The organism is Nocardia arthritidis (assembly GCF_011801145.1).
Classification (GTDB): domain Bacteria; phylum Actinomycetota; class Actinomycetes; order Mycobacteriales; family Mycobacteriaceae; genus Nocardia; species Nocardia arthritidis_A.
Genome location: NZ_CP046172.1, coordinates 4,155,117 through 4,180,724, shown reverse-complemented (window position 1 = coordinate 4,180,724; position 25,608 = coordinate 4,155,117). Strand labels below are relative to the sequence as shown.

Sequence of the window (25,608 nt, the reverse complement as noted above, 5' to 3'; positions counted from 1 at the left end):
GGTCATCGGGCGGTGTACCCGCCGTCCACCGGTAGTTCGGCGCCGGTGACGTAGGACGCCTCGTCCGAGGCGAGGAACCGCACGACGCGCGCGACCTCAACCGCATTCGCCTTGCGGCCCAACGGAGTTGCCGCCATGAACGCGGAGACGAAGCCGGACGGGAGCCCGTCGGTCATCGGGGTGTGCACCAAACCGGGAGATACGGCATTCACCCGGATACCAAGCGGCGCAAGCTCGATCGCCGCCGACACCGTCATCGCCCGCACCGCCCCCTTGGCCGCGCTGTAGGCGAAGGCGGCGCCGGTGCCGACCAGACCGAGCACGGAACCGACGTTGACGATCGCGCCGCCCCCGGCCAGGCTCATCGACGGCGCGACCGCCCGCATACCGAGCCAGGTACCGCGCTGACCGACGTCGACGACCCGCTGCCATTCGGCCTCCGACACCCCGGTCAGCCCGTGTATGCCGAGTACCCCGGCATTGTTGACCAGGACCGACGGATAGCCGAAGCGGCGCCGGGCCAGCCGGACGATCCGGTCCCAGTCACCGGCGGACGTGACATCCAACCCGGCGGCGACGACGCGGGCGGCGGGCACCTCGGCGGTGATCGCCGCAGCGGTGCGGGCACAGGCCTCGGCATCGATATCGCCCAGCACGAGACCCGTTCCCACCGTGGCGAATTCAGCGGCGATGGCGCGCCCGATGCCACCGGCCGCGCCGGTGACGATCGCGACTGCCGCACCCGTCATACGATCAGCGCTCCCCCGTCAGCCAGGCGATGGCCGCCGCGTGACCGCCCGCGTGGGTCAGCGAGATCCCGGGCACCCGGTCCAGTTCACCGCGCGCGACCAGCCTCGGCGGACCGTCCGGCGATCGGAGCACCGCGAGGTCGGTCCACGGCACCTCGGTCCGATCGAGCGCCCGGGCCGCCGCGCGCTTGGCCAGCAGCCGGACCGCCAGATGCTCCTCGACGCGCCGAAAACCGTTGCAGTAGGCGAGTTCCGCCGCGGTCAGCCACTCCCGCCACAGCGGGTCCGCCCGGCCGGGCAGGTCGGCGAGCGAGCAGATCTCGTAGGTGACGTTCACCGGTACGGTCCGACGATGACGGTCGCGTATGTCCCGCCCCAATTGGCCGCCGAGATCACGCACGGCCCCGGGGGATCGGCCGCCCCGGCGAAATAGCCCGGGTGCCCGGCGAATTCGGGTACCGGATCGCTCAGCGCGTACACCCGGGGCACCCAGCCGGTCGCACAGGTTTCCAGCGCGGCCACCGCCGAGAGCAGCGGCGTCACGCTGTGCACGTGACCGACCTGCCCGGACAGATTCGCCACCCGCACGCCGCCGCCGGGCCACACCGCGGCGATGGCCCTTGCCTCGGCCTGATCCAGCACTCGCATCCCGCGGGCGTCACCGTATACCGCGCAAACCTCGTCGGCGGACAGGCCGGCGTCGGTCAGTGCGCGGCGGAAGCTCTCCGCCCACGCCAGCCCGGACGGCTCGTTGCCCGCTATCCGGTAAGCGTCAGAGGTGACGGCCTGACCGGTCACCTCCGCCAGGATCGTCGCGCCGCGCTCCAACGCGTGCTCCAGCGATTCGACGATCAGCGCGACGCTGCCCGCACCGAGCACACAGCCGTCCCTGGCCATGTCGTACGGCCGGGGGCCGCCGTTGGAGAGCAGGCCGAGCCGGTCGTATCCGAGGTGTAGCAGCGAGGTCAGCTCGTCGGCGGCCACCGCGAGCATCACCTCGGCGGCCCCACGCCGCACCAGATCCACCGCGTAGCCCAAACCCAATGCGCCGGAAGCGGTTCCAGTGGCCAGCGTGGACAGCGGCCCCTTCAATTGCAGGGATAGACAGGCATGCCCGGCGGCGGCGTTCATCACCGAATTCGGGAACAGCCGCGGGCTGACCTTGTGCGGACCGCTGGTCTGGATGGTGCGGGTGAGCGCGCCGACCGTCTCCAGCGGACCGGTGTATGTGCCGAACACCATGCCAGCCCGCTCGCTGTTCGCCCGGGTGATCTTGAGTCCGGCGTCGTCGAGCGCCATCCGCGAGGCGGACAGCACCAGCAGTCCGAGCTGATCGAGCCTGCGCGCGTAGGACCGATCCACGTAGGCGCGGTAGCCGGTATCGGTGATCTCCGCGACCAGCTTGCTGCCGCAGCCGCCGGTGTCGATCGATCGGGCCGGGGCGATGCCGGTCGCGCCCGCCCGCAGCGCGTCTTGAAAACCGCTGCGGCCCAATCCGATCGGCGAAACCACACCCGCGCCGGTCAGCACGACCCGGCGATCCGGCCGCCGCGGGACCTCGTACGGGCGGCGGGTCAACAGCAGCGAACAGTTGTTGCCGCCGAAGGCGAACGAATTCGACAGCACCACATCCGCGGCGGCCGGACGCGCCCGATTCGGCACGATATCCCGGCTCTGCGCCGCCGGATCGGCGACATTGATGGTGGGCGGCAACACCTGATCGCGCAGCGCGAGCGCGCACACCGCGGCCTCGATCGCGCCCGCGGCGCCGAGCATATGACCAACCTGAGATTTGGTGCTGCTCACCGGTGTTCGCGACGCCGCGCCGACGAGGGTGTCGATCGCCTTGCGCTCGGCGCTGTCGTTCGCCGGTGTGCCGGTGCCGTGGCCGTTGATGTAGTCGACCGCGTCCGGGGCGAGCCCGGCCTGAGCCAGCGTGCCCCGCATCGCCCGCAGCGCGCCGCTGCCACCGGGTTCCGGCGCGGTGGCGTGGTGGGCGTCGCTGGTCAACGCGTATCCCTGCAGATAGCAGATGATGGTCGCGCCGCGCGCCCGCGCCGCCGATTCCGCCTCCAGCATCAGCATCGCCGCGCCCTCGCCCAGGTTCAGGCCCGTACTGCGCGAATAGGGTGCGCAGGGTTCGGGATCGAGCGCGTCGAGGCTGGAGAATCCGGCCATCGACAGGATGTCCAGCACGTCGACGCCGCCGGCCAGCATCGCGTCGGCGCGGTCCTCGCGGATCATATCCACCGCGTAGCCGATCGAATTCGCCCCTGCCGCACAGGCATTGGAGATAACCGCCTTGGGACCACGCAATCCGAACGCGGCGCTCACCGCATCGGCCGCCGTGTAGAGCGGATAGACCAGCAGGTGATGTCTGCGCGCGGCGGGCGCGCCGCCGTCGAGGAATTCCCGATGGAACCGCTCCCCCTCGTCCAACCCGCCCACCGAGGTGCCGAGCGCGACACCGATCCGGTACGGGTCGAGCGCGGCGATATCGAGCCCGGCCGCGCCGACCGCCTCGTCCGCGACCGCGAGGGCCAGCCTGCTCGCCCGGTCCAGCCGCCCGCGCGGACGCCGGGCCGGAATCGGCACCTCATCCATTTCACCGCTGTACCGGCAGCTCAGCGTCGGCACGTCGAACCGGCGCAGCAGCCGGATCCCGCGCCGTCCCTCGCGGATCGCCCGCCACACCGTCTCGGTGTCGGTGCCGAGTGAGCAGCTGATCGCCAGTCCGGTGACCGCAACCCGTTCTTCGCTGCGCGTCGTCATCACTACTCCAGCGGACGGCCGAAGCTGGACGGCACCAGGAACGGCGCGGAGATGCTGCGCGCCTGCGCGTCGTCGATCAGGAATTCGACGCCGGAGGCCGCCACCGCGCGGTCGACCCGCGCGGTGCCGATGACCCGCTCCAGCGATGGCGACCAGACCGCGTGCGAGACCGCGCCGACCACGATCCCACCGATGAGCAGCGGCGCACCACGCTCCGGGACGGCGGTCACGCTCGCATCCGCCTTCCAGCAGATCGGCGATCGTTCCGGCCCCTGCTCCCAGATCCGCAGCGCCGCATCCCTTCCGAGGAATTCGTGCTGGAAATCGACCATCCACTGCAATCCGACATCGAACGGCGTGAACGGGTCGGGACCGCCCTCGCGTTCCAGGTTGACGAAGCGCATCTCCATCCGGCAGATATCGAGCGCGTCCGGTCCGGCCCGCTGCGCACCGAGTTCGGCGAGTTCGGCCGACAGCTCGTCCGCCGCCTCGGCGGGCGCATGCAGTTTGTAGCCGTATTCGCCGGTGACGCCGGTACGGGAGATCAGCAGGTCGGCGTCGTTCCACCGCTCGACCGCGAAGCTGCGGTAGGCCATCGAGGAGATGGGGAACGACAGGTACTTCTTGGCGATCCGATACGACTCGGGCCCCTCGACCGCCAGGACCCGGTACCGCTCGCCGACATCGGTGACGGTCACGTCCGGCACGGTCTCGGCGAGGGAACGCAGATGTTCGGCAGCCGCATCCCGCTGCGCTGGCCACACCTCGAGCAGGTATTCCGCGCCGTCACAGTGGATCAGCGCCTCCGCGACGACCGTGCCGTTCGCGCGCAGCAGCAGCGCCACCGCGATCTGACCCTCCAGCAGGAAGTCGGCGTTGCGCGACGATGCCGTGCCGACGAATTTCCCGGCCCCCGGACCGGCCACCCGGAACAGGCCGGTGCCCGCGTGGTCGAGCAGACCGGTGCCGTGGCGCAGTGCCCGGTAACCGGTGCTCACATCGATATCTGTTTTCATCTGCGTGCTCCTTGCCCGCTGCCATCGGTGTCGTCCCGGTCGGTCACCACGAGCCGGGTGGTCATCACCACGTCGCGGCCGACCGATGCCTGGCCCTGCACGGAGATCAAGCGGCCAAGCCGCGGTCCGCTCTGGGCCCGGATCACCACCTGATCGCCCGGGGTGACGGTCTTGAGAAATTTCGTCTGTTTGATCTCGGCCAGATAGCCGACCCGCTCGGCGACGTCCCCGAGGTCCGCGCCCGCCGCGGCCAGCGCACCCGTCCCGTAGATCACCGCCGCGAGCTGGGCGACGCATTCGACGAGCAGGACGCCCGGATAGAGCATCCGGCCCGGGAAATGCCCGGCGAGCACGCCGTCGGCGGCGCTGATGTTCTTGATGGCCACCGCACGGACACCGGGCTCCAGCTCGGTCACCCGGTCCAGCAGGAAGAACGGATGCCGGTGCGGCAGCAGCCGGAGTACGTCGTCGGCGGTCAACGGCTCACTCACGTGCGGTTCGCCTCGACGTGATCGACGAGCCGGTTCAGCGACATCAGGATCTCGGTCTCGTCATCGGTGATGACGACACCGAATTCGTCCTCGATCGCCATCGCCAGCTCGAGGGTGTCGATGGAGTCGAGCTCGAGCCCGCGGCCGAACAGCGGCTGATCGTCGCCGATCAATTCGGGTTCGATCTCCAGCGCGAGCCGCTCCACCAGCAGTCGCTTGACCTGTCCGCACAGTTCGTCGCGGGCGTCGCCGCGGGCCCGGGCCTCGGTGAGTGTCATGGCCATTGTCGTTGTCCTCCTGGTGATTTCATGCGGTGAGTCCGCCGTCGATGAGTAGCGAGGCACCGGTGACGTACGCGCTCTGCTCGTCGTCGAGCAGGAAGCGCACCGGGGCCGCCACATCCTCGGGGCGGCCGATCCGCCCGAGCGGCACGTGGGCGAGGTAGTTGGCGAGTTGGTCACCCGGCATGCCGCGGGTCATCGCGGTGTCGACGAAGCCGGGCAGCACGGCATTCACCCGGACGCCGTGCTCGCCGAACTCCTTGGCGAGCACCCGGACCATCGCCTGCAGACCCGCCTTCGCGGCCGCGTAATTCGCTTGGCCCGCAGGAGCATTCACGGCACTGGTGGAGCTCACCACGACGATCGCGCCGCCGCGCTGCCGGACCATCAGCCGCCCGGCGGCGCGACAGCACAGGAATGCGCCGGTGAGATCGGTGCCGATGACGCGCTGCCATTTCGCGTCGCCCAGCATCAGCGCGTAGCCGTCGGCGGTGATTCCGGCGTTGTTGACGAACAGGTCGAGCCGGCCGTGGTCGGCGCGAATCCGCCGGAACATCGCCGCGACCGCGTCGGGGTCGGCGACGTCGGCTTGGATGAGCTCCGCCTTCGGACCGACGGCCGCGACCTGCAGCAGCGCCTGTTCGGCACGCTCGGTGTCGGAGCGGTAGTTGAGCAGGACGGTCGCGCCCTCGGCGGCCAGGTCCCGCGCGATCGCCAGGCCGATCCCTTTCGTCGCGCCGGTCACCAGCGCGATCCGGTCCCGCACGCTCATCGCCGCACCGCGCCTTCGCCGATGATCGCGCGGGAGTACAGCGCCTCCTGCGCGGTGAGATGACGGGCGTCGCGATTCATCTCCCGATCGAGTCCGGTGAGCGTCCGGCCGGGACCGACCTCGACGAACGTGCGGATGCCCGCGTCGAACATGGTGCGGAAGGTGTCGCGCCACCGCACCGGGCTGGTCATCTGGCGCAGCAGCTCGGCGCGGTAGGCGGCGACATCGGCGACCCAGTCCGCGGTGACGCTGGAGACGAACGGCAGCCGCGGCGGGCGCAGCGGCGCGACGAGCAGCCGCGCCGCGAACGCCGTTTCGGCCTCGTCCATCAGCGGTGAGTGGTAGGCGCCGCCGACCGGTAATCGCTTGGCGCGCAACGCTCCTCGACATTTCGCCGTCGCGACCACGCGGTCGATCACCTCGGGCGAGCCGGAGACGACGACCTGCCGGTCGGAGTTGATATTGGCAGGCACCGCGACCTCGTCGGCCCGCGTGTCGGCGCAGAGCCGCAGCACCTCCGGCATCGGCAGGCCGACCACCGCGGCCATTGCGCCGGGCGCGTCGGCGGCCGCATCGGCCATCGCGCGACCGCGGGCGACCACCAGCGCCAGCGCGTCCGTCCACTCGAGGCCGCCGCAGGCCACCAGCGCCGAATATTCGCCGAGGCTGTGCCCGGCGACCGCGCTCGGCCGGTAGCCGAGCCCGGTCAGGTGGGTGTACAGCACCGACGACGAGACGAAGACCAGCAGCTGCGCGATCGCCGGATCGGCGATGGTCGCCGCGTCGGCCCGGTGCAGCAGCTCCGTGACCGGCAGCCCGCTGATCTCTTCGGCCATCGGTATCAGCCGCAGCGCCGCCGCATCGCAGCGGGCCAGCTCGCGGCCCATGCCCGGATATTGGCTGCCCTGTCCGGGGAAGACGAATGCGGGCTCGATCGGGTTCATCGCGCGCCGTCCTCGGTCGATGCCAGCGCCCACGAGAGCAGGAGCCGGGGCGCGACCTCGGCATATCCCGCGACGATCGTCACCGCGTTCCGGTCCGCCCACCTGGCGAATTCGCCGCGCAGCGCGATCGGCCGGACCTCGGCGGCCGGGCCGATTTCGATATCGGCGTAGCGCCCGCCGCGCGGCATGCCACCGAGCACCTTCACCACGCTTTCCTTCATGCTGAACAGGGCGGTCAGCCCGGCGATCGGATCGTCCAGCGCGGCCAGTTCGGCGGTGGTGCACACGCGCTGGGCCAGGTCGTCGCCGCGGCGCCGGACCGTGACGCCGATGCGCTCGACATCGCCGAGGTCGATTCCGGCCCGGTGGATCCGGCGGGCGCCCATGCCGTCGACGGCGAGGCGATTACCGGCGGTCCGCCAGCGCGGCGCGAGTTGGTTCGATGTCAAGGCGAAAACCCCCAGATTTACCGAAATGACCAACCGGCGACATAACTTACGGACAATTATCGAATCGCCGGTCGGCGTACCCGAGTCTAGAAATACGAAAACGACGATGTCAAGCGGTCGAATATTCTTGGAAGTCGCTGGGAAACACCGATGAAGGAAAGATCAAAGCTTTCTGGCCAGCGTCTTTCGCACAATAAATGATATGTGAAATATTTGCGCAAGAACCCTCGTCTAGCTGGTGTTATACATATTAAACCTCGAGTAGGTATACCAATTATTCTGCCCCAGAAAATGGGGCTCCATTGACAAATTCGGAGAATTCCAGCATTCTCCATTCAACACGACCCGAGCCGGTGCGGACCGAACTCCCGACGCGAAGTTCAGCGCACCCGAATTCGGGCCGGAGATTCAGGGATTCGTCCGCCGTGCACCGTATCGCGCGCGTTCGGCGAGACCGAGGAGGACATATGCCACGTTGGGTCGAATCGGCGCCGAAGGTGATGCGCTGGGGTTACGTCGAAACCAGCACCACCGTCCGCTGGTCCGAATGCGACGGCCAGCAGCACGCCTACTACGGCAACTACATGGCCTGGTGCGATCTCGGCCGGGAGGCGTTCGCCCTCGCGGTCGGCGTCGACTTCTGGAACTACCTGATCACCACCACCGAATTCCACATCCGCTACCACGCGTCGGCCCGGTACCTCGACGAGATCGTCATCAGGACCTGGGCGACGACACCCACCGCACGGCTGGACTGCCACTACGAGATCTACCGCCGCAAGGGCGGTCAACTGCTCGCCGAGGCCAGGTCCGGGCACGCCCTGGTGGACCGCGAGCGCGGCCTGCGGATGCGCGCACCCGACGACTTCCACGAGAAGTTCGAACGCTTCCTGCGCGGACAGCGGCTCGGCAACGGCGCCCCGAACCGTCCCATGGCCGTGACACCCGCGCGCTAGCAACCACTTTCGATACCGGAGATTGTGATGACCGACCAGGTCAAGTACCTGCTCGACGAGTCGGAGCTGCCGACCCACTGGTACAACATCGTCGCCGACCTACCGGAACGCCCGCCGCGTCCACTGCATCCGCGAACCCACCAACCGATGACCGCGCGGGAGATGACCAGCCTCTCCGCGATCGGCCTACTCGAACAGGACGGGTCGACGCAGCGATACATCGAGATCCCATCCGTCGTCCGGGACATCTACCGGCTTTGGCGGCCGACACCCCTCTTCCGGGCCCGAGCGCTGGAACGCCTGCTCGACACGCCCGCCCGCATCTACTACAAGTACGAGGGCGTCAGCCCCACGGGCTCGCACAAGGTGAATACCGCTGTGCCACAGGTGTTCTACAACAAGGCGGCGGGTATCGAACGGCTCACCACCGAGACCGGAGCCGGTCAGTGGGGTGCGGCGCTCGCCTTCGCCTGCGCCCAGTTCGGTGTCGGCTGCGAGGTGTGGTGGACCGGCAGCTCCTACGATCAGAAGCCCTACCGCAAGGTGCTCATGGAGGCGTTCGGCGCCACCGTGCACCGCAGCCCGTCGGCGGTGACCGAAACCGGCCGCCGCGCCCAGGCCGATGGCAATACCCGCGGCAGCATCGGGCTGGCGGTCAGCGAGGCGGTCGAGGTCGCGCTCGCCGATCCGGCGGTCGGGTACGCGCTCGGCAGCACCGCCGGACATGTTCTGCTGCACCAGACCGTCATCGGCGAGGAAGCGCTGAAGCAATTCGCGTTGGCCGATGACTACCCGGACGTCTTGATCAGCTGTGTCGGCGGCGGATCGAGTATGGGCGGGCTCGCCTTTCCGTTCCTGCGCGAAAAGCTAACGGGCGGGCGGGATATCCGCGCGCTCGCGGTGGAACCCACCGCATGCCCGGCATTGACCCGCGGCCGCTACGCCTGGGACCACGGCGATTCGCAGGGGCTGACGCCGCTGATGAAGATGTACACCGTCGGGCACGCGTTCGTACCCGAGGCGATCCACGCGGGCGGGCTGCGCTATCACGGTATGTCACCGCTGATTTCGTACGCCTACCACACCGGGCTGATCGAGGCGGTCGCCAAGTCGCAGCGCGAATGTTTCACCGCCGGAGTGCGTTTCGCCGCGGCGGAGGGCATCCTGCCCGCACCCGAATCCAATCACGCCGTCGCCGCCTGCCTCGACGAGGCCGAACGCTGCCGGGAGACGGGCGCCGCGAAAACGATCCTCTTGCTCGTCACCGGCCACGCGCATTTCGATCTCTCGGCCTACCAGTCCTTCCGCGACGGCACGCTCACCGACGCCGAACTGCCCGACGAGCGGTTGCGCACCTTCCTCGACCAATTGCCCGCCGTCTCGGCCTGAATCTGGAGAACCCATGGACGACAACGTGATTCAGCCATTTCGTGCCGGATTGGCCGGTACCGTCATCGTTCCCGGCGAGCCGGGATACGACCGGGCCCGCGCGGTGCACAACGGGCTCATCGACCGCAAGCCCGCGCTCATCGTCCGCTGTATCGGCGCAGCCGACGTCCGCGCCGCCCTGCGATTCGCCGTCGCGGAGGGGCTGCCGGTCGCGATCCGCGGCGGCGGGCACAGCGTGGCCGGGCACGGCACCTGCGACGGCGGGCTGCTCGTCGACCTGTCCATGATGCGGGGCGTCCGCGCCGATCCGCTGCGGCGCACCGTCCGCGTCCAGGGCGGTGCGACGCTCGGCGATCTGGACCGCGAAACCCAGCTGTACGGGCTCGCCACCCCGAGCGGGCAGGTGTCCAAAACCGGGATAGCCGGGCTCACGCTCAGCGGCGGCATGGGCATGCTGCAACGAAAGTACGGCCTCACCTGCGACAACCTATTGTCGGCCGATATCGTCACCGCCGACGGTTCGCTGGTGCGGGCCAGCGAAACCGAAGACGCGGAACTGTTCTGGGCGCTGCGCGGCGGCGGCGGGAACTTCGGCGTCGTCACCTCTTTCGAATTCCGGGCCCACCCGGTGACCACCGTCTACGGCGGGCTCATCGCCTACCCGATAGACCGGGCCGCCGAGGTTTTGGCCTTCCTGCGCGATTTCATCGCCGACGCGCCGGAGGAGCTCAGCGCCGACGCGATCTTCCAGCATGTGCCGCCGATCCCCGTCTTTCCGGCCGAACACATCGGAAAACGGGTGATCGGCATCTTCGTCCGGTACGCGGGCACGGCCGAGGCGGGCGCCGAGGCGATCCAGCCGATCCGCGCGTTCGGCACGCCGATCGTCGACTTCGTCGCGCCGATGGACTACGCGAGCGTGCAGTCGCTGCTGGATCCGCTCAACCCCTTCGGCGGCCTCAACTATTGGACCGGCGAATATCTGCCCGCCTTCGGCACCGCGGAAATCGATGCCGTCGCCGAGATCGGCGCCACCTTGCCGTCGGGGCATTCGATCGTCGAGGTGATCCCTTTCAACGCCGCACCGACCAGAATCCCAACGGACGCAACCGCTTTCGCACAACGCGCGGAGAGCTGGCTGATCCACGTGATGGGTCAGTGGCAGGACCCCGCCGACACCGAACGCTGCCGCGACTGGGCCAGGGCGGCGGGCCGCACGCTGCGCGCATTCAGCCACGGCAACACCTATCTGAACCTCGTCGGCGACGACGAGGACACCGATCGGGTGCGCGCGTGCTGGGACGACCGCCGCCTCGCCCGGCTCGCCGCGGTCAAGGCGCGCTGCGACCCGGACAACATGTTCCGCTTCAACCACAACATCGCGCTCGCCGAGGTATCCCCATGACCCGCAACGATATCGACGACACCACGGCCATCTTCCATCCCGACAGCTACGTGCGCGGCGTGCCGCACGAGGCGTTCGCCAGGCTGCGGCAGGCGGCCGCCGCGGTGTGGGTCGAGGAACCCGCCGTCGACCATCTCGCACCCGGCCCCGGCTTCTGGGCCGTGCTGCGCCACGCCGAGGCGCAGGTCGTACTGCGCACGCCACGGCTCTTCTCGTCCAGCCGCGGGCTGACCCAGATCTACGACGCGACACCGCAACTGCTCGGACCGCTGCGCCGGATGATGATCAATATGGATCCGCCCGACCACGGCCGGATCCGCGGTCTGCTGGCCCGCTCGTTCACCCCGCGCGCGGTCGCGATGCTGGAGGAACGCATCCGGGAGCACGCCGATCGCCTGGTCGCCGCGCTGGCGCGGCGCGGTACGGCCGATTTCGCCCGCGATATCGCCGCGGACCTGCCGCTGCTGAGCCTCGCGGATCTGCTCGGAATACCCGAGTCGGACCGATGGCTCATGTTCGACTGGAGCAACCGGGTGATCGGCCTGCTCGACGCCGAATACAACGCCAGCGACGCCTTCGACGTCGCCAACGCCAGCCCGATGGCCCGCACCGCGCTGCGGGTGCGCCCGCAACCCGACGCCGACGGCAGGATGCCGGACTCGCGGCATCCGTTCGGTATGGCCGATCTCTACGCGTACGCGCGCGAGCTGGGCGAATACCGGCGTCGTCATCCTGGCGACGACATCATGTCGATCCTGCTGCAGCAGGCCGACCGGGTCACCCTCGACGAATTCGAGCAGGTGTTCTTCCTGTTCTCGGTGGCCGGGAACGAAACCGTCCGAAACGCGTTGCCGGGCGGCATGTTCGCGCTGCTGTCGCATCCGGACGAATACCGCAGGCTGCGCGCGGATCCCGGCCTGCTCGACAGCGCGGTCGAGGAGATGCTGCGCTGGTGGTCGCCGGTCACCCAATTCCGGCGCACCGCCGACGCCGACACCACCCTCGGCAATGTGCCCATCGAGGAGGGCGACAAGGTCGTCGTCTTCTTCGCCTCCGCCAACCGGGACGAGCGGGTGTTCGCGGACCCGGACCGGTTCGACATCACCCGCGACCCGAATCCGCATCTGGCATTCGGGCACGGACCGCATTTCTGCATCGCCGCCCATCTGGCCCGCACCCAGATGCGTGCGATGTTCGCCGCGGTGCTCGAACAACTGGGTGAGGTCGAACTCGCCGGTGAACCCCAGCGGCTGCGATCGAACTTCCAGAACGGCATCAAACATCTGCCGATCGAATGGCGGACGACATGAGCGACCTGGCAGCACCGGATCCCGACCAGCTTTACCCCGCCCTGTACAGCCCGCGTGCGGGTGGCGCGATCGAACAGCAGCGGGTGGTATTCCTCAAACCGCTCGTACAGTCGGAACTCACCGAGGTCGGCGACTACACCTACTACGACGACCCCGACGACCCGACCGGCTTCGAACGCAACAACATCCTGTTCCACTACGGGCCGGACCGGCTGGTGATCGGCAGATACTGCGCGCTGGCCCGGCGCGTCCAATTCTTCATGAACGCCGCCAACCACCGGGCGACCGGCGTATCCACCTATCCGTTCCCGCTGCTGGGCGGGGCATGGACACAGGCGGCCGAACTCTTCCGCGACCGCCCGTACCGCGGCGACACCGTCGTCGGCAACGACGTGTGGATCGGGCAGGAGGCCGTCATCATGCCCGGCGTGCGAATCGGCGACGGCGCGATCGTCGCCGCCAGATCCGTTGTCACAGTGGATGTTCCGGACTACGGAATCGTCGCGGGCAATCCGGCCCGGCTGGTGCGGCTGCGGTTCGACGCGGAGCGGATCGCGCTGCTGCGCCGGATCGCCTGGTGGCGCTGGCCGGTCGACGAGGTCACCGCACACCTGCCGGTGCTGATGGCGGGCACCGTCGACGAATTGGCATCCGTCGCGCGCGAGCGCGGCCTGATCGAGGAGGCAACCTCCGATGTGGACCTTTGAACACAGCGTCGAAACACCCGCCGAACCCGCCGCCATCTGGCGGCTCTACACCGACGTTTCGCGCTGGCCCACCTGGAACAACGCCGTCGAACAGGTCCGGCTGAACGGCCCGTTCACCGCGGGCGCCACCGGCGAACTCACCCCCACCGGCCAGGAACCGCTGCCCCTGCGCATCGCCGACGCGACCGAGAACACCGGCTACGTCTCGGAAACCGAGATCGCCGACACCGTCACCCTGCGCCTCGTCAACACCCTCACCGCACTGCCCAACGGCCGCACCAGGATCACCCACCGCGCCGAACTGGTCGGACCAGCCGCGGACCACTTCGGCCACAGCTTCGGCCCCGCGCTCACCGCAGGCATCCCGCGATCGGTCGAAACGCTGGCCGCCCTCGCCGAACGCGAGGATTGACCATGCGCGCCATCCTCGCCATGACAAGCTGCGACCGCATCGGCGACCGACCAACCGGCGCCTACGCATCGGAACTAGCCGACGCCTGGAAAGTGTTCCGCGACAACGGCTTCCAGGTCGACACGGTATCGGTGCGCGGCGGTCGCCCACCCCTGGAGGCGATCGACGAACGCGACCCGGTGCAGCATGCCTTCTTCCGCGACCCACAAATGCGCACCAAACTCGCCCACACGGCCTGCCCGTCCGAAATCGAACCCGCGGCCATCCTCTTCCTCGCGGGCGGACACGGCGCCGCACTCGACTTCCCGGACGCCACAGACCTCGCCCACCTCATCCAACGACACCACGAATCCGGCAGCGTCATCGCCGCCGTCTGCCACGGCCCAGCGGCCCTACTCAACGCCGGCACCCTGATAACCGGCAAAAAAATCACCTGCTTCACCAACGCCGAAGAATGCGCCGTCGGCATGACCCGCCTCGTTCCCTACCTCCTCGCCGACGAACTCGCCGCCCGCGGCGCCGACATCTCCACAGGACCGAGCTTCCTCCCCCACGTAATCACCGACGGCCACCTCATCACCGGCCAAAACCCCGCCTCCGCCACCGAAGTAGCCACGCGGGCAGCCCATTTGGCGATGACCCCACCCCCACAAAACACCCATCTTCCAGGCGATTCGTCGTCACGCAACACCCTGAGGTAATCTCTTCGAGCACCCAAAACAACCGGTGCAACGGGCTGTGGCGCAGTTTGGTAGCGCACTTGACTGGGGGTCAAGTGGTCGCAGGTTCAAATCCTGTCAGCCCGACAGAGAAAATCCCCTCCTGACGTGCGATCGGAGGGGTTTGCTCGTTGGAGGGTCCGCTCGGCTTGGGACCATGTGGGGACCACAACAGGTAAATCACCCCGTTCTCAGTGTTGTCAGGCGTCGTCGGGGACGATCCGAAGCCTCGGCAGCACTTTGGGACCGTCCGAGGACCAGTACTCTTCGCCGCTGATGCGCGCCAGCAGCTCGGGGATCAGCGGCCCGACGTTCGGCATCGTCAAGAACCGCGACAAGAGCTCACCGTCATTTGTGGTTTTCGAACCGCCACTCTCGGTGGTGGCCTGGTCTAGCGCACTGAGCGTTTACGACGCGCGAACACACCGCCGTGGGCAGCGGACATCCAACGTGTCGACCAACGCAACCACTCGGCACCCGGCCCCGATTTGCGTCCTCACGCCCCTCCCGTCCCTCCTCGGTAACCTTGAAAATCTGCCCGGATTTGTTCTTTGGTTGGTCGTGTGCCGAACGCGCAGTTCAGGGCAGATTTTCAAGGTCACCTGCCGGGACGGTGCCGGGACTTGGCGAGTCCCGTTCTTGTCCAGGCACTGTCCCGGTGCTTTCGTTTGGGGCAGCATTGGCTCGACCACAAAGGATCGTGGGCAAGCTTATAACAAAACGGTTGGCACGTTTTGCGTTAGTAGCTCGTAATGAGCCTTGCATGCGCACAGAAGTCCTGTAACTCATCGCAATCTTCTGGTTACGTCGCGTGCTTGCGAGTACGATCACCGACACGAGCTAGCGCCATTAGAGGCGCTAGTACGGCCTCCTAGCAAGCTAGGAGAAAGCGATAAGCGACTATGGGTACAATTGTCTCTGTTGCAGACAAGAACGTTCATCATCTGATCCGTCAAGCGTATAATGCTGGTGGTCCGTATCAATGGGCACGAGAAGCTCTCGTTAACTCCATTCAGGCCGAAGCGACATGGGTCTATTTCGGAGTAGACGAAGAGTCCTTCGCCGCACATGGAGTCGCACGGCGTTATGTTGCCGATAACGGGCTCGGGATGGACGAGGAAGATCTCAAGATATTCTTGTCCTCGTTCGGTGGCGGTGGACGGACAATCTCGCTGACCGAGAATTTTGGACAAGGATTCAAGGCGTCGTGCTACGAATGGAATCCTTACGGTATTATCGTAATATCGTGGACCAAGAAGACGCCAGATGGTCGAATGATATGGATTCACTTCGATGAGCGCCATGATCGGTGGCAGCTCAAAGACTTTGAAGTTTACTACGAGGATTCCGACCTTGCGGGAACGCCAGATGATATCAGCGACCGCATTCCACCTGCGTTTAATCAAGCTCTTGGAATTGACTTGCGAAAATTTCACTTCGGCGAAATCAAGGCCGCTGGACATGGCACGGTCTTTCTCTTCTTAGGCGACGGCATTAAAAGAGATACCGTGGGTGGCGATTACAAGCGCGGCGAGGAGGAGGTCAAGCGAGGAATTGTGAACTATCTCAACTCACGGTTTGTTGAGCTCCCAAGGAACGTCACCGTGCGCGTGGCAACTATCGAACCAAAGCCTGTCGAGACCGAAAGGCGCGAAAGTAAGGACAGAATCATCGTCGACCCGGACGGAAATAAGTTCGCAATTCATCCGCGTAGGGTAGATGGCATCAAGGCGGTGATTTCACCGAGCCATCAGCATGGGGCCGTGATGGTGAGGCACGGAACCCGTATCGAATGGTATCTCACCGACAAGGACGAGGATGCACTCTATGTCGAGAAGGGGCCCACAAAGCCGATCATAGCTGTTCAATATGAAAACGAGGCATACGATCGTAAAGATCGACTTCAACAGTACCGCCAGTTTGGTATTCCGGACGCCATCAGAATGCGTGTTTGGCTTTTTGTTATTCCGCCGCCCTACAAGGAGTCAGAGCCTACGCACTGGGGCGTCATGCCACAAGCATCCCGAGGAATGCTTATCGGTAAGGGTAGCACCAATCTTCCCTGGGAAGATTGGCAGGATAATTTCTATCAGCAAATGCCAGGTCCGATAAAAAAGGCAATCGAGGCGAGTCGAGAGGGGGTTGCGGACAGTAATGACCTTGACCGTCGAGAACGACTCAAGCGGACAATGGAGCGCCTGGCGACCAGATTTCGCCCAGTACTGCTGGTTCAAAACGATGCTGGCCGAGAATCTGGAAATCCGGCATCGTCGACGACTGGCAGACCGAGGGCCGGGACCGGGAACCCACACAACCAAGAATCGGTGGCCACTAGGCCACGAAATCGCTCGAAGGACGCTGGAGGCACTGGAGACAAGATTATTCTTAACCGTGACGAGTCTGGCGAGTTTTCGGGCTCTGAACGCCGAAAGAGTGACGGCCTACCCGATATCAGATGGGAAACATTTCGCGAGGAGGACGTCCAGCACGCCGCGCGATTCGACAGGAGGGATTCAGCTGCAGGCTCATTCGGTACAATCTATGTAAATACTGCATTTCCTCTGTTCAGGAGCGAGTTCAACTTCTGGACCCAAGAGTATCCCAAGGCCGACCAAAACGATGTAATCTCCCTTGTCAAACAGGTGTACGAGGATGAGCTGGTGTCAAAGGTTATGCATGCTTTCAAGCTCAAGAAGCAGGAGTTGGCTCTTGATTCTGAGGGAAATCCCGTCCGCATCAAGGACGATCATATTAACAAATGGATAGAGCCCGAAGCGTTGACAATGGCGGTGCTAGGGCTCGTAAACGTTGAGCAGCGCATACGGGTGACAGCGGGTTCCCGCTTCGGAACTGGAAGACGAGCCAAGACTGCGGTCGGAGGTCGTAGATAGCGTAGACCAAGAACTGTGGCGTAGCCGATCCCCTAGCCAGCCGTGGACCGTGATTGTCCCCGATAGTGCAACCCAGCCCCAGGCGTTGAGGCCCAGGCGGGTGTGACTGCCATCTGGAAACTCGGTCGGTCGGACGAAACCGCTCTGCCGGCTTAGGACCACCTGGGACCACACGAGATGCGCGGGCGTGAACATCCAAGGTCGTTCGATAACGGCGAATGAGTGCCTAATGTTCGTGACGTGCGGAGATTGAAAATCCGGATTTCTGGGGTCAAGTGGTCGCAGGTTCAAATCCTGTCAGCCCGACAGAGAAAACCCCTCCCGACCTGCAGTCGGAGGGGTTGCCGTTAGGGGAAGATTCGGAGCCTTGGGACCACTTTGGGACCATCGTTCCAACATCATGCCAACACGATCCCCATCGTCATCACAATTCAGCCGAACAGTGAGGCGCCCGTCGCCTCCCAGTCCCCCGGCTGAGCGACGGTGCACACGCCCAGAGCAACCTTTGGGTCGTTCACCGGTCTCGGGATCCGGGTGGTCAGCATCAATTCGAGCAGACCGTTAGCAATTGTCGAGCTAGTTGCCGGGGTCAATCCATGCTCATTGAATCCGAGCCGGTTGGCAGTCTCATGGAGAATGATGGCCGACCCAACCACCCTTTGACTTTCCGCCAGCGGCAATTCGGCGGGAGTGGACCAACGCCGGAGCGTGGCGGCGGCTGCACCAGGCGGTACTCGACGAGCTGAGCGATCGGGGCCTGATCCATTGGTCGCGAGCGCTGGAAAACGCCGAAGGCACTGGAGTAGCAGTAGCCGACTTATCCGCGTGACCTGGCGATGCGCCGTCGTCGCGCTCACACCGATCTCCCCGAACCTGCAGTGGAGAAAACTACAGGTGATATGGGAATTCAGCTGCAATGGCAGCGGGCCTTCGATCGGGGAGGCTGCGATATATGGCAAACATGTCGTTCTCAACCTGCTGGCGTCGCGGGCTCGATAAGCCTGGTGGTATTGCGGCGGATCGGAAGCCGGGGATGATGGGATCTTCGGACGGCGATGCGACGTGGCCAACGGCACGGAATGGGGGGACGGGGATGCGGGCGAGACTTGCCACACCGGTGTACGCGCTGGGCATGATCTGTCTGTCGGTCGCCGGAATCGGCTCGGCGGCACTGGTTTTGGTCAGTGCGGCGCTGATGGTGGTCGGCGTCGGACGGTTTGTGTTCCCGTCGGCGGTCGCGTTGCTGCGGACGGTCGCGGACGCGGCTCGGCGGCTGTCGGGACGGCTCGGCGTGGACATCGAAAGCCCCTACGGTGACGAGACGAGCGCTGCCGAGCTGCTGAAGGCACCCTCTACTTGGCGGGATGTGGCCTGGGCGTTCGTCGACCCGATCATCGGTACCTGGACTGCCGCGCTGGCGCTCGGCATGCCGCTCTACGGGTTGTACGGCGCCGCAGTGCAACCGTGGGTGTGGCGGGCCAACGCGCGCGCCGGGGGTGTCAACGCCTACGGTCCCATTCACGTGACCTCGACGGCCGCCGCGCTGGCAGCGATCCCGGTCGGGATCGGGTTGATCGCGCTGGGCCTCTACATCGGGCCGGCACTGCTGCGGCTGCGTGCCAGTTGGGCGCGCGACCTGCTCGAGCCGTCACGCACCACCCGGCTCAAACGACGGGTCGAGACATTGGTGGACACCCGCACGGACAGTATCGACGCCCAAGCCGCGGAGCTGCGCCGAATCGAACGGGATCTGCACGACGGTGCGCAGGCCCGGTTGGTCGCGCTGGGTATCGGCCTAGGCAACGCCGAACGGCTGTTCGCCGAGGACCCGGACGCGGCACGGCAACTCGTGGCCGCGGCACGAGAAGCCTCATCACAAGCGCTGGACGAACTGCGCGACCTCGTGCGCGGCGTGCATCCACCGGTCCTGGCCGACCGAGGCCTCGCCGACGCGATCCGCGCCCTGGCACTGGATTCCCTGCTCGATGCCGAAGTGTCCTGCGAGCTGCCCGGGCGACCGGCGCCGGCGGTCGAGTCGGCGGTCTACTTCGCGGTCAACGAACTGTTCGCCAACATCGGCAAACACGCGGGTACGGCCGCCGTGCACGTCACCCTCGGCTACCACAACGGTGTGCTGCGCTGTGCTGTCATCGACGACGGCGACGGCGGCGCGGACCCGGCCAAAGGCACAGGGCTCCAAGGTATCCGGAGCAGATTGGCGGTCTTCGATGGCACCATCGCGATCGACAGCCCGCCCGGTGGCCCGACCCACATACGGCTGGAGGTGCCGTGCGCGATCCGATCCGAGTAGTCGTCGCCGAGGACCTGTTCCTCATCCGAGACGCGCTGGTCCGTCTACTCACCGAGCACGGCTTCACCATCACCGCCGCCGTCGACAACGGCCCATCCCTGCGCCGGGCCCTCGCAGAGGACCAGCCCGATATCGCGATCGTCGACGTCCGACTGCCGCCCTCGTTCACCGACGAGGGCCTGCAGGCCGCCATCCACGCACGCCGCGAACGGCCCGGCTTCCCAGTACTGGTGCTGTCCCAATACGTCGAACAGCTCTACGCCCGCGAACTGCTGGCAGACGGCATCGGCGCGGTCGGCTATCTGCTCAAGGACCGAGTGTCCAACGCCGAACAGTTCATCAGCGCAGTCGAATCCGTCGCCCGCGGCGGCACCGCAATGGACCCACAGGTCGTCGCCAAACTGCTGACCCGAGGCGACGCACGCGGCCGCACCACCGACCTCAGCCCCCGCGAACGCGAAGTCCTCAGCCTCATCGCCTCCGGACGCTCCAACATCGCCATCGCCCGCCGACTGACCATCTCCGCCAGCGCGGTCACCAAACACATCGCCGCCATCTTCACCAAACTCAACCTCCCGGAATGTGAAGACGACAACCGCCGCGTCCTGGCCGTCCTCGCCCACCTCGACCACTGACCAACCGCAGGTAGCCAGTTCCGGTTTCGGAGATTTCACATCCGAGGACTGAAGTGCACGAAATAGTCGCATGGTTCGAGGCGCCACAGAGCCGCCTCGAACATCAACGGCCCGAACGACTCCCGACAGCTGACATCGCGCGCTCTAGCCGAATGCCGCGTCGATCAGTGCGGGTGAAACAGGTCAGCGAAGGTATTCGAAGACGTCCTCACCCGGTCGCCAACCCATCCACGCCCTGTCGACAAACCCAGACAGAGTAGCGATCTCAGGGCCGACGAGTTCGTCGTAGGTCGGGCGCAGCACTATCGCGCCGTTCGAGAATTCCACTCGTAGACCCACCTCGAACGCTTCGGCCGTTGCGACAACCTGCCCGGGGATGAACGCCCTCAGCGCGTCCGCGTAACCGATCTCGCCCTCTCGAAGCTGGGCGCTTTCCGTATGGACCACCGGGAAGACATCGCACGTAAGTATCGGCCTGTCTTCGGTAGCGTCCGAGTCGAAGCACAGCTGCACATAGTCCATGACGAACACCACTGAGAACAGACGGCAACCCACCAGGCGGGACAAGAATTCGTTGGGCGTGTGGATCACAAGTTCTCCCCGACTCGAGCTCACCGATATCCGTTGTGTGTCATCGGAATTGCGCTGACTCTGAACAGCCTACGGATTCAGCGTCGAGGGCGAGCTCGATCCGGTGAGCAGTTCGCGCGGGCCGCCGAGCGACTCGGCCGAGCCGGTGAATGCGCGGACCATACCGTCGACGGCGTCGGCTGAACCGGTGGTGATACCGGCCTTGGTGGTGGCGGATCCGACAGCTCCGTCGATCCCCAGTGCCGACTGGATTGGGGAAGGTGCCATATCGGCGATAATTGTTGTGTACGAACACCTTTGGCTCGTGCGGTATTTCCACGGCCGGTGTTCGATCGACCGTCGACATGACAGCCCTCTGCAACAGGAGTCGGCCATGGCCAATGTGATCCCTGAGCCGATCCGCCGCCCTCGGTTCGCTCGCCGGCGTGGACCGGGTCCTGCATGTATCGCGCCCCGCCCGCGGCGAACGAGCCTGGTCGTCGCCGCGCTGTGGTGCGCGGCGATGTGCGCGGTCGCCTACGGCACCGGCTCGGCGGCTCCTCAGGCATCCACGAATGCGCGGGCGGCGGACAGTACCGTCGCGTTGGACGGAGCCGTCTACGGTCAGCCGATCGTCGCGGGCGACAACGTGTACGCCGCGACCGAGAACGGCACGGTCTACGCGGTGTCGAATTCCGCGGTGCGGTGGAGTACCCATGTCGCGGACCCGATCTCGCAGTCCGCCCTGCCCTGCGGCAATATCGACCCGGAGGGGATCACCGGGCGCCCGGCCTTCGACGGCGCAGCCCATCGGCTGTACGTTGTCGCCGAAACATCGGACGCGCACCATGTGCTGTACGGACTGGACTCCGACTCCGGCGCGGTGACCATGCAGCTGACGATCGATCCGCCCTTCGGTGATTCGCCGTCGTATCTGCAGCGTCCGGCGCTCGTGGTCGCGAACGGTCGCGTCTTCGCCGCGTTCGGCGGTAATTGGGGGACTGCGGAAATTACACCGGTGCCGTTGCGGCCGTTGACGTTTCCAGCAAGGCCGTCGCCTGGTATCAGGCATCGACGAGCGGTCGCGGCGGTATCTGGGCACCCGGCGCGCCGGCCCAGGCGAACGGACTGCTGTACTACTCCGTCGGCAACGGCAATGCCGGGTCGGGGCAGGACTACGACAACACCGATTCGGTCGTTGCCCTGACGCCGGATATGCGGCGCGCGGACTTCTTCGCGCCGGCCACGTGGGCCGACGACAACGCGGCCGACCTGGATCTCGGCTCCATGAACCCGGCGTTGGTCGGCAGCCATATCGTCATCGCGGGAAAGGCGGGCGACGGGTATGTCCTCGATGCCGCCCACCTCGGCGGGATCAGCGATCTGGCTCCCGCGTTCACCGGCTGCCGCGCCTTCGGGGCCGCGGCGGTGGCCGATGATGTTGTGTACCTGCCCTGTTCGAAGGGCACCGCGGCCGTCCGCATCGCTGCCGACGGCAGCGCGTCGGTCCTGTGGCGGGCCACGGTCTCCGCGAACGGCCAGCCGGTCCTCGGCGCGGGACACCTCTGGGTCACCGACTGGCGTTCCGGAACGCTCTACGCTCTCGATCCCGCGACCGGCGCCGTCGTCCAGCAGTTCAGCACCGGGCCGCTACCGCATTTCGCCGCTCCCGCGGTATCGGGAACCAACGTCGTCCTCGGCACGATGTCGGGGCTCGCATCCTTTACGGCTCAGTAGCAATCCTTTTCGCAACCGGAGGCGTTCATATGGAAACCATCGGCAAGACCCCCGAGCAAGCCAAGAAGCCTTGGCACCGCCCCGATTTCGCCTTCTTCGATACGGCGCTGGAAGTCACCGCGTACTCCGGCCGCGGCTGATGCCCGCCGCATTGGAGTCCGAAACCCCTTGGAGCGCAGCCGAATTCCAGGAGGCGCTGTACGCTGTCGAACCAGCGTACTGGGACCGGCATCCGTTCCACGAGCGGCTGCACGAGGGGCGGTTGGACAAGGAGGAGCTGCGGCTGTGGGCGGCCAACCGCTGGTACTACCAGCGGTGCCTGCCGCAGAAGGATGCCGCGATCATCGCCAACTGCCCGCTGCCGGAGGTACGGCGGCAGTGGCTGTCACGGATCGTCTACCACGACGGAACCGAAATCGGCTCGGGCGGAGCGGAGAAGTGGCTGCGACTGGCCGAGGCCGTGGGTCTACGGCGGGACGAGGTGATCTCGGAGCGCATCGTGCTGCCCGGGGTGCGGTTCGCGGTGGACGCCTATCTCGACTTCGCTCGGCGCCGCCCGTGGCTGGAGGCGGCGGCATCCGGCCTCACCGAACTCTTCTCGCCCGGCTTGCTCACCTATCGGCTGGGCCGGATGCGGCGATGCTACCCCTGGATCGCGGAGGAAGGCTTCGCATACTTCACCGCGCGCATCGAGGTGGTGCGAGCCGAGGGCCGGTCCCTGCTCGACCTGGTGGTCCGGTATGCCGCCACCCGCGCGCAGCAGCAGGCCTGCGTCGACGCGCTCGCCTTCAAATGCGATGTGCTGCAGGCCGTTCTCGACGCGCTGGACTACTACACGGGGGCGGGGAGGAGCCGCGGATGACCGGTCTGCCCGAGCCGAATGTTCCGCGGCTGCGGCCCGGCGTGCGGCTGACCCGCGACCCGGCACGCGGCACGCTCGCCCTGCTGCCGGAGGGGGTGGTCGTCCTGAACGACACCGCCGCCGCGGTGCTCGCGCTCTGCGACGGCGCATCGAGCGTCGGCCGCATCGTGGAGCGGCTCGGTGCGGAGTTCGAGGGCGTCCGCGCCGAGGACGTCACCGAACTCCTGGACCGGCTCGCGCAGCGCCGGGTGGTGACCCTGAGTGACTGAAACGACCGTCGAGGCGCCGCTCGGGATGCTGGTCGAGCTCACCCACCGCTGCCCGCTGCACTGCCCCTACTGCTCCAATCCCGTTGCACTCGTTCCGCGTTCCGAAGAGCTGACCCGCGAACAGTGGTCCGATGTGTTCACCCAGGCCCGAGAACTGGGCGTGGTGCAGATGCACATGTCCGGCGGCGAACCGCTGACCCGCCCGGACCTGCCCGACCTGGTCGAGCACGCGCGGCGCCTCGGCGCGTATGTCAACCTGGTCACCAGCGGTGTCGGACTGACCGCCGAGCGGGCCCGCCTGCTTGCCGAGCGCGGAGTCGACCATGTTCAGCTCTCCCTGCAGGACGCGGATCCGCGGGCCGCCGACATAGTTGCGGGGGCTCGCGTTCACGCCGTCAAACTCGGTGCGGCCCAGGCGATCACGGCCGCAGGGCTACCACTCACGGTCAATGTCGTGCTGCACCGGACGAATATCGACCGGGTGGAGCAGCTCATCGACCTCGCCGTCGGTCTCGGTGCCGACCGGATCGAGCTGGCGAACACCCAGTACTACGGCTGGGCGCTGCGCAATCGTGCCGCGTTGCTGCCGACGACGGCTCAGCTCGCCGCCGCGCGCGCAGCCGTGCGGCGGGCCCGGGCAAAGTACGCGGGCGGTCCCGAACTGATATACGTGGTAGCGGATTACTTCGCCGACCGGCCGAAACCGTGCATGGGTGGTTGGGGCAGAATCCAACTCACCGTCACCCCCGCGGGAGACGTGCTGCCGTGTCCGGCGGCGTCCGCCATCTCCACGCTCCCGGTGGAGAACGTTCTGCGCCGCCCGCTGGCCGAGATCTGGTATGCCTCAAGAACATTCAACGCTTACCGGGGAACGGCCTGGATGCGCGAACCGTGCCGCTCCTGCCCGGAACGCCACACCGACTTCGGCGGCTGCCGGTGCCAAGCGTTCCTGTTCACCGGCGATGCCGGGGCCACCGACCCGGTCTGCGGGCTCTCCCCGCACCGGCCGCTGGTGGATGCCGCGCTGCGGCAGGCGGCACAGCCGATCTTCATGATGCGGCGGCTACCGTGAGGGTCATTCTGCTCGGCACCGCCGCGGGCGGCGGTTTCCCGCAATGGAACTGTGCCTGCGCATTATGTCTCGGGGCTCGCCGCGGGACGCTGCCGCCACGTAGTCAGGAATGCGTTGCCGTCAGCGGCAATTCGCGTGACTGGTGGTTGCTCAATGCCTCTCCGGACATCCGCGCGCAGCTGCTCGGCACCCCGGCGCTGCGGCCCGGCCCGCAACCACGGGACACTCCCGTGCGCGGTGTGCTGCTGACCGATGCCGAAGTGGATCACACACTGGGTTTGCTGATCCTGCGCGGTGCAACGGATCTGACCGTTTACGCCACAACGGCGGTGCTCGACTCGCTGCCGCTGCGCGGCCTGCTCGACCGCTACGCGCCGTGGATGTGGCGCGACAGCGTCCGGCCTGGCGGCTTCGACCTGGCCGGTGGGCTGCGCGTGACCGCTCACCCGGTCGGCCACAAGACACCGAAGTACGTCGTGGCGGCGGCCAGGGACGACCACTGGGTCACCGCCCTGCGAATCGAGGACACGGCGACCGGCCGGGCGTTGCTGTACGCCCCCTGCCTGCCCGCACGGCCGACCGGCCTGGACGATCTACTGACTTCCGCCGACTGCGCACTATTGGACGGCACATTCTTCAGCGCCGACGAAATGGGCACCACCATTGGCTCGCATCCAGGCACGCAACAGGCCCGAATGGGCCATCTGCCCATCACCGGCCACAACGGCACGCTCGCCGCACTAGCCCACCATCCGAACCTGCGCCGGATCTACACCCACCTCAACAACACCAACCCCCTCCTGGATCCTCGCTCTACCGCGAGCACTCTGGTCGAGCAGGCAGGTGTGGAAATCTGTTCCGACGGTGCCGAATTCGTCGTCTGAGGCGG

Annotated in this window: 28 protein-coding genes, 1 tRNA gene and 1 pseudogene; 18 read left to right on the top strand and 12 right to left on the bottom strand. The window is 66.6% G+C overall.

Annotated elements, in window-relative coordinates:
• Positions 1-2: 2 nt before the first annotated feature.
• From F5544_RS18790 to F5544_RS18750, 9 genes are read right to left on the bottom strand one after another with little or no spacing between them, the layout of a single operon-like run.
• The gene (locus F5544_RS18790; protein WP_167474389.1) at positions 3-749 is read right to left on the bottom strand and encodes an SDR family NAD(P)-dependent oxidoreductase; all 747 of its coding nucleotides are present in this window, start codon (positions 747-749) and stop codon (positions 3-5) included.
• A 4-nt stretch (positions 750-753) separates the two neighbouring features.
• Positions 754-1,086, bottom strand: a complete 333-nt coding sequence (locus tag F5544_RS18785) for a hypothetical protein (protein WP_167474388.1) — start codon at positions 1,084-1,086, stop codon at positions 754-756.
• Positions 1,083-3,521 (bottom strand): beta-ketoacyl-[acyl-carrier-protein] synthase family protein, encoded by a 2,439-nt coding sequence (locus tag F5544_RS18780; RefSeq protein ID WP_167474387.1) that lies wholly within the window; start codon positions 3,519-3,521, stop codon positions 1,083-1,085. The genes F5544_RS18785 and F5544_RS18780 overlap by 4 nt, the downstream gene beginning before the upstream one ends.
• 2 nt (positions 3,522-3,523) lie before the next feature.
• Complete coding sequence (locus tag F5544_RS18775) at positions 3,524-4,537, bottom strand: aminomethyl transferase family protein (RefSeq protein ID WP_167474386.1); 1,014 nt, start codon at positions 4,535-4,537, stop codon at positions 3,524-3,526.
• A complete protein-coding gene (gene fabZ, locus F5544_RS18770) occupies positions 4,534-5,028 on the bottom strand; it encodes a 3-hydroxyacyl-ACP dehydratase FabZ (RefSeq protein ID WP_167474385.1) in 495 nt (164 codons plus the stop codon). Before fabZ ends, F5544_RS18775 begins: the two co-directional genes overlap by 4 nt.
• A complete protein-coding gene (locus tag F5544_RS18765) occupies positions 5,025-5,312 on the bottom strand; it encodes a phosphopantetheine-binding protein (RefSeq protein ID WP_203217599.1) in 288 nt (95 codons plus the stop codon). Before F5544_RS18765 ends, fabZ begins: the two co-directional genes overlap by 4 nt.
• 22 nt (positions 5,313-5,334) lie before the next feature.
• Positions 5,335-6,081 (bottom strand): 3-oxoacyl-ACP reductase FabG, encoded by a 747-nt coding sequence (fabG, locus tag F5544_RS18760; RefSeq protein WP_167474384.1) that lies wholly within the window; start codon positions 6,079-6,081, stop codon positions 5,335-5,337.
• Positions 6,078-7,025: an ACP S-malonyltransferase gene (locus tag F5544_RS18755; RefSeq protein WP_167474383.1), complete on the bottom strand. Its 948-nt coding sequence runs from the start codon at positions 7,023-7,025 to the stop codon at positions 6,078-6,080. Before F5544_RS18755 ends, fabG begins: the two co-directional genes overlap by 4 nt.
• On the bottom strand, positions 7,022-7,474 hold the full coding sequence (locus F5544_RS18750; RefSeq protein WP_167474382.1) for a holo-ACP synthase: 453 nt from the start codon (positions 7,472-7,474) through the stop codon (positions 7,022-7,024). The genes F5544_RS18755 and F5544_RS18750 overlap by 4 nt, the downstream gene beginning before the upstream one ends.
• Before the next feature lie 467 nt (positions 7,475-7,941).
• Between F5544_RS18750 and F5544_RS18745 the strand changes: the two genes are divergently transcribed.
• From F5544_RS18745 to F5544_RS18710, 8 genes are all read left to right on the top strand, one after another.
• The gene (locus F5544_RS18745; protein WP_167474381.1) at positions 7,942-8,430 is read left to right on the top strand and encodes an acyl-CoA thioesterase; all 489 of its coding nucleotides are present in this window, start codon (positions 7,942-7,944) and stop codon (positions 8,428-8,430) included.
• A 27-nt stretch (positions 8,431-8,457) separates the two neighbouring features.
• Positions 8,458-9,819, top strand: a complete 1,362-nt coding sequence (locus tag F5544_RS18740; RefSeq protein WP_167474380.1) for a TrpB-like pyridoxal phosphate-dependent enzyme — start codon at positions 8,458-8,460, stop codon at positions 9,817-9,819.
• A 13-nt stretch (positions 9,820-9,832) separates the two neighbouring features.
• Positions 9,833-11,224, top strand: a complete 1,392-nt coding sequence (locus F5544_RS18735; RefSeq protein ID WP_167474379.1) for an FAD-binding oxidoreductase — start codon at positions 9,833-9,835, stop codon at positions 11,222-11,224.
• Positions 11,221-12,534: a cytochrome P450 gene (locus F5544_RS18730; RefSeq protein WP_167474378.1), complete on the top strand. Its 1,314-nt coding sequence runs from the start codon at positions 11,221-11,223 to the stop codon at positions 12,532-12,534. The genes F5544_RS18735 and F5544_RS18730 overlap by 4 nt, the downstream gene beginning before the upstream one ends.
• A complete protein-coding gene (locus F5544_RS18725) occupies positions 12,531-13,241 on the top strand; it encodes a CatB-related O-acetyltransferase (RefSeq protein ID WP_167474377.1) in 711 nt (236 codons plus the stop codon). The genes F5544_RS18730 and F5544_RS18725 overlap by 4 nt, the downstream gene beginning before the upstream one ends.
• Positions 13,228-13,653 (top strand): SRPBCC family protein, encoded by a 426-nt coding sequence (locus F5544_RS18720; protein WP_167474376.1) that lies wholly within the window; start codon positions 13,228-13,230, stop codon positions 13,651-13,653. Before F5544_RS18725 ends, F5544_RS18720 begins: the two co-directional genes overlap by 14 nt.
• 2 nt (positions 13,654-13,655) lie before the next feature.
• A complete protein-coding gene (locus F5544_RS18715) occupies positions 13,656-14,354 on the top strand; it encodes a type 1 glutamine amidotransferase domain-containing protein (RefSeq protein ID WP_167474375.1) in 699 nt (232 codons plus the stop codon).
• Between the two features lie 31 nt (positions 14,355-14,385).
• A tRNA-Pro gene (locus F5544_RS18710) sits at positions 14,386-14,459 on the top strand.
• Positions 14,460-14,572: 113 nt separating this feature from the next.
• On the opposite strand, the gene F5544_RS18705 is transcribed toward F5544_RS18710, so the two are convergent.
• Complete coding sequence (locus tag F5544_RS18705) at positions 14,573-14,710, bottom strand: hypothetical protein (protein WP_167474374.1); 138 nt, start codon at positions 14,708-14,710, stop codon at positions 14,573-14,575.
• Positions 14,711-15,274: 564 nt separating this feature from the next.
• Here F5544_RS18705 and F5544_RS18700 point away from each other — a divergent pair.
• From F5544_RS18700 to F5544_RS18690, 3 genes are all read left to right on the top strand, one after another.
• Positions 15,275-17,263: a hypothetical protein gene (locus tag F5544_RS18700; protein WP_167474373.1), complete on the top strand. Its 1,989-nt coding sequence runs from the start codon at positions 15,275-15,277 to the stop codon at positions 17,261-17,263.
• Positions 17,264-18,356: 1,093 nt separating this feature from the next.
• Complete coding sequence (locus F5544_RS18695) at positions 18,357-19,574, top strand: sensor histidine kinase (protein ID WP_167474372.1); 1,218 nt, start codon at positions 18,357-18,359, stop codon at positions 19,572-19,574.
• On the top strand, positions 19,553-20,209 hold the full coding sequence (locus F5544_RS18690; protein ID WP_238847320.1) for a LuxR C-terminal-related transcriptional regulator: 657 nt from the start codon (positions 19,553-19,555) through the stop codon (positions 20,207-20,209). The genes F5544_RS18695 and F5544_RS18690 overlap by 22 nt, the downstream gene beginning before the upstream one ends.
• A gap of 183 nt (positions 20,210-20,392) precedes the next feature.
• Here F5544_RS18690 and F5544_RS18685 read toward each other — a convergent pair whose 3' ends face one another.
• Both F5544_RS18685 and F5544_RS18680 read right to left on the bottom strand, forming a co-directional pair.
• Positions 20,393-20,800: a hypothetical protein gene (locus F5544_RS18685; protein WP_167474371.1), complete on the bottom strand. Its 408-nt coding sequence runs from the start codon at positions 20,798-20,800 to the stop codon at positions 20,393-20,395.
• 69 nt (positions 20,801-20,869) lie between these two features.
• Positions 20,870-21,067 carry a hypothetical protein gene (locus F5544_RS18680; protein ID WP_167474370.1) on the bottom strand — a complete coding sequence of 66 codons (198 nt, stop codon included), beginning with the start codon at positions 21,065-21,067 and terminating at the stop codon, positions 20,870-20,872.
• Positions 21,068-21,173: 106 nt separating this feature from the next.
• Between F5544_RS18680 and F5544_RS47565 the strand changes: the two are divergent.
• The 7 genes and pseudogenes from F5544_RS47565 to pqqB form a co-directional block, all read left to right on the top strand.
• Positions 21,174-21,458, top strand: a pseudogene (locus F5544_RS47565) (hypothetical protein); the annotation flags it as partial.
• A 314-nt stretch (positions 21,459-21,772) separates the two neighbouring features.
• Complete coding sequence (locus F5544_RS18670; RefSeq protein WP_428847149.1) at positions 21,773-22,516, top strand: PQQ-binding-like beta-propeller repeat protein; 744 nt, start codon at positions 21,773-21,775, stop codon at positions 22,514-22,516.
• 29 nt (positions 22,517-22,545) lie between these two features.
• Positions 22,546-22,656, top strand: a complete 111-nt coding sequence (gene pqqA, locus F5544_RS18665) for a pyrroloquinoline quinone precursor peptide PqqA (protein WP_167474367.1) — start codon at positions 22,546-22,548, stop codon at positions 22,654-22,656.
• Positions 22,656-23,378, top strand: a complete 723-nt coding sequence (pqqC, locus tag F5544_RS18660; RefSeq protein WP_167474366.1) for a pyrroloquinoline-quinone synthase PqqC — start codon at positions 22,656-22,658, stop codon at positions 23,376-23,378. Before pqqA ends, pqqC begins: the two co-directional genes overlap by 1 nt.
• Positions 23,375-23,647: a pyrroloquinoline quinone biosynthesis peptide chaperone PqqD gene (gene pqqD / locus F5544_RS18655; protein WP_167474365.1), complete on the top strand. Its 273-nt coding sequence runs from the start codon at positions 23,375-23,377 to the stop codon at positions 23,645-23,647. The genes pqqC and pqqD overlap by 4 nt, the downstream gene beginning before the upstream one ends.
• A complete protein-coding gene (pqqE, locus tag F5544_RS18650) occupies positions 23,640-24,719 on the top strand; it encodes a pyrroloquinoline quinone biosynthesis protein PqqE (RefSeq protein WP_167474364.1) in 1,080 nt (359 codons plus the stop codon). The genes pqqD and pqqE overlap by 8 nt, the downstream gene beginning before the upstream one ends.
• Positions 24,716-25,603: a pyrroloquinoline quinone biosynthesis protein PqqB gene (pqqB, locus tag F5544_RS18645; protein ID WP_167474363.1), complete on the top strand. Its 888-nt coding sequence runs from the start codon at positions 24,716-24,718 to the stop codon at positions 25,601-25,603. Before pqqE ends, pqqB begins: the two co-directional genes overlap by 4 nt.
• Positions 25,604-25,608: the final 5 nt, after the last annotated feature.

What these genes read in the sequence shown, in the direction of transcription:
- F5544_RS18780 (WP_167474387.1), bottom strand. Translation starts at nt 3,521, where the DNA reads ATGACGACGCGCAGCGAAGAACGGGTTGCGGTCACCGGACTGGCGATC.
- F5544_RS18745 (WP_167474381.1), top strand. Translation starts at nt 7,942, where the DNA reads ATGCCACGTTGGGTCGAATCGGCGCCGAAGGTGATGCGCTGGGGTTAC.
- F5544_RS18680 (WP_167474370.1), bottom strand. Translation starts at nt 21,067, where the DNA reads ATGGCACCTTCCCCAATCCAGTCGGCACTGGGGATCGACGGAGCTGTC.
- F5544_RS18725 (WP_167474377.1), top strand. Translation starts at nt 12,531, where the DNA reads ATGAGCGACCTGGCAGCACCGGATCCCGACCAGCTTTACCCCGCCCTG.
- F5544_RS18715 (WP_167474375.1), top strand. Translation starts at nt 13,656, where the DNA reads ATGCGCGCCATCCTCGCCATGACAAGCTGCGACCGCATCGGCGACCGA.
- F5544_RS18790 (WP_167474389.1), bottom strand. Translation starts at nt 749, where the DNA reads ATGACGGGTGCGGCAGTCGCGATCGTCACCGGCGCGGCCGGTGGCATC.
- F5544_RS18720 (WP_167474376.1), top strand. Translation starts at nt 13,228, where the DNA reads ATGTGGACCTTTGAACACAGCGTCGAAACACCCGCCGAACCCGCCGCC.
- F5544_RS18765 (WP_203217599.1), bottom strand. Translation starts at nt 5,312, where the DNA reads ATGGCCATGACACTCACCGAGGCCCGGGCCCGCGGCGACGCCCGCGAC.
- pqqA (WP_167474367.1), top strand. Translation starts at nt 22,546, where the DNA reads ATGGAAACCATCGGCAAGACCCCCGAGCAAGCCAAGAAGCCTTGGCAC.
- F5544_RS18775 (WP_167474386.1), bottom strand. Translation starts at nt 4,537, where the DNA reads ATGAAAACAGATATCGATGTGAGCACCGGTTACCGGGCACTGCGCCAC.
- pqqD (WP_167474365.1), top strand. Translation starts at nt 23,375, where the DNA reads ATGACCGGTCTGCCCGAGCCGAATGTTCCGCGGCTGCGGCCCGGCGTG.
- F5544_RS18755 (WP_167474383.1), bottom strand. Translation starts at nt 7,025, where the DNA reads ATGAACCCGATCGAGCCCGCATTCGTCTTCCCCGGACAGGGCAGCCAA.
- F5544_RS18730 (WP_167474378.1), top strand. Translation starts at nt 11,221, where the DNA reads ATGACCCGCAACGATATCGACGACACCACGGCCATCTTCCATCCCGAC.
- F5544_RS18700 (WP_167474373.1), top strand. Translation starts at nt 15,275, where the DNA reads ATGGGTACAATTGTCTCTGTTGCAGACAAGAACGTTCATCATCTGATC.
- F5544_RS18735 (WP_167474379.1), top strand. Translation starts at nt 9,833, where the DNA reads ATGGACGACAACGTGATTCAGCCATTTCGTGCCGGATTGGCCGGTACC.
- fabG (WP_167474384.1), bottom strand. Translation starts at nt 6,081, where the DNA reads ATGAGCGTGCGGGACCGGATCGCGCTGGTGACCGGCGCGACGAAAGGG.
- pqqC (WP_167474366.1), top strand. Translation starts at nt 22,656, where the DNA reads ATGCCCGCCGCATTGGAGTCCGAAACCCCTTGGAGCGCAGCCGAATTC.
- F5544_RS18695 (WP_167474372.1), top strand. Translation starts at nt 18,357, where the DNA reads ATGCGGGCGAGACTTGCCACACCGGTGTACGCGCTGGGCATGATCTGT.
- F5544_RS18740 (WP_167474380.1), top strand. Translation starts at nt 8,458, where the DNA reads ATGACCGACCAGGTCAAGTACCTGCTCGACGAGTCGGAGCTGCCGACC.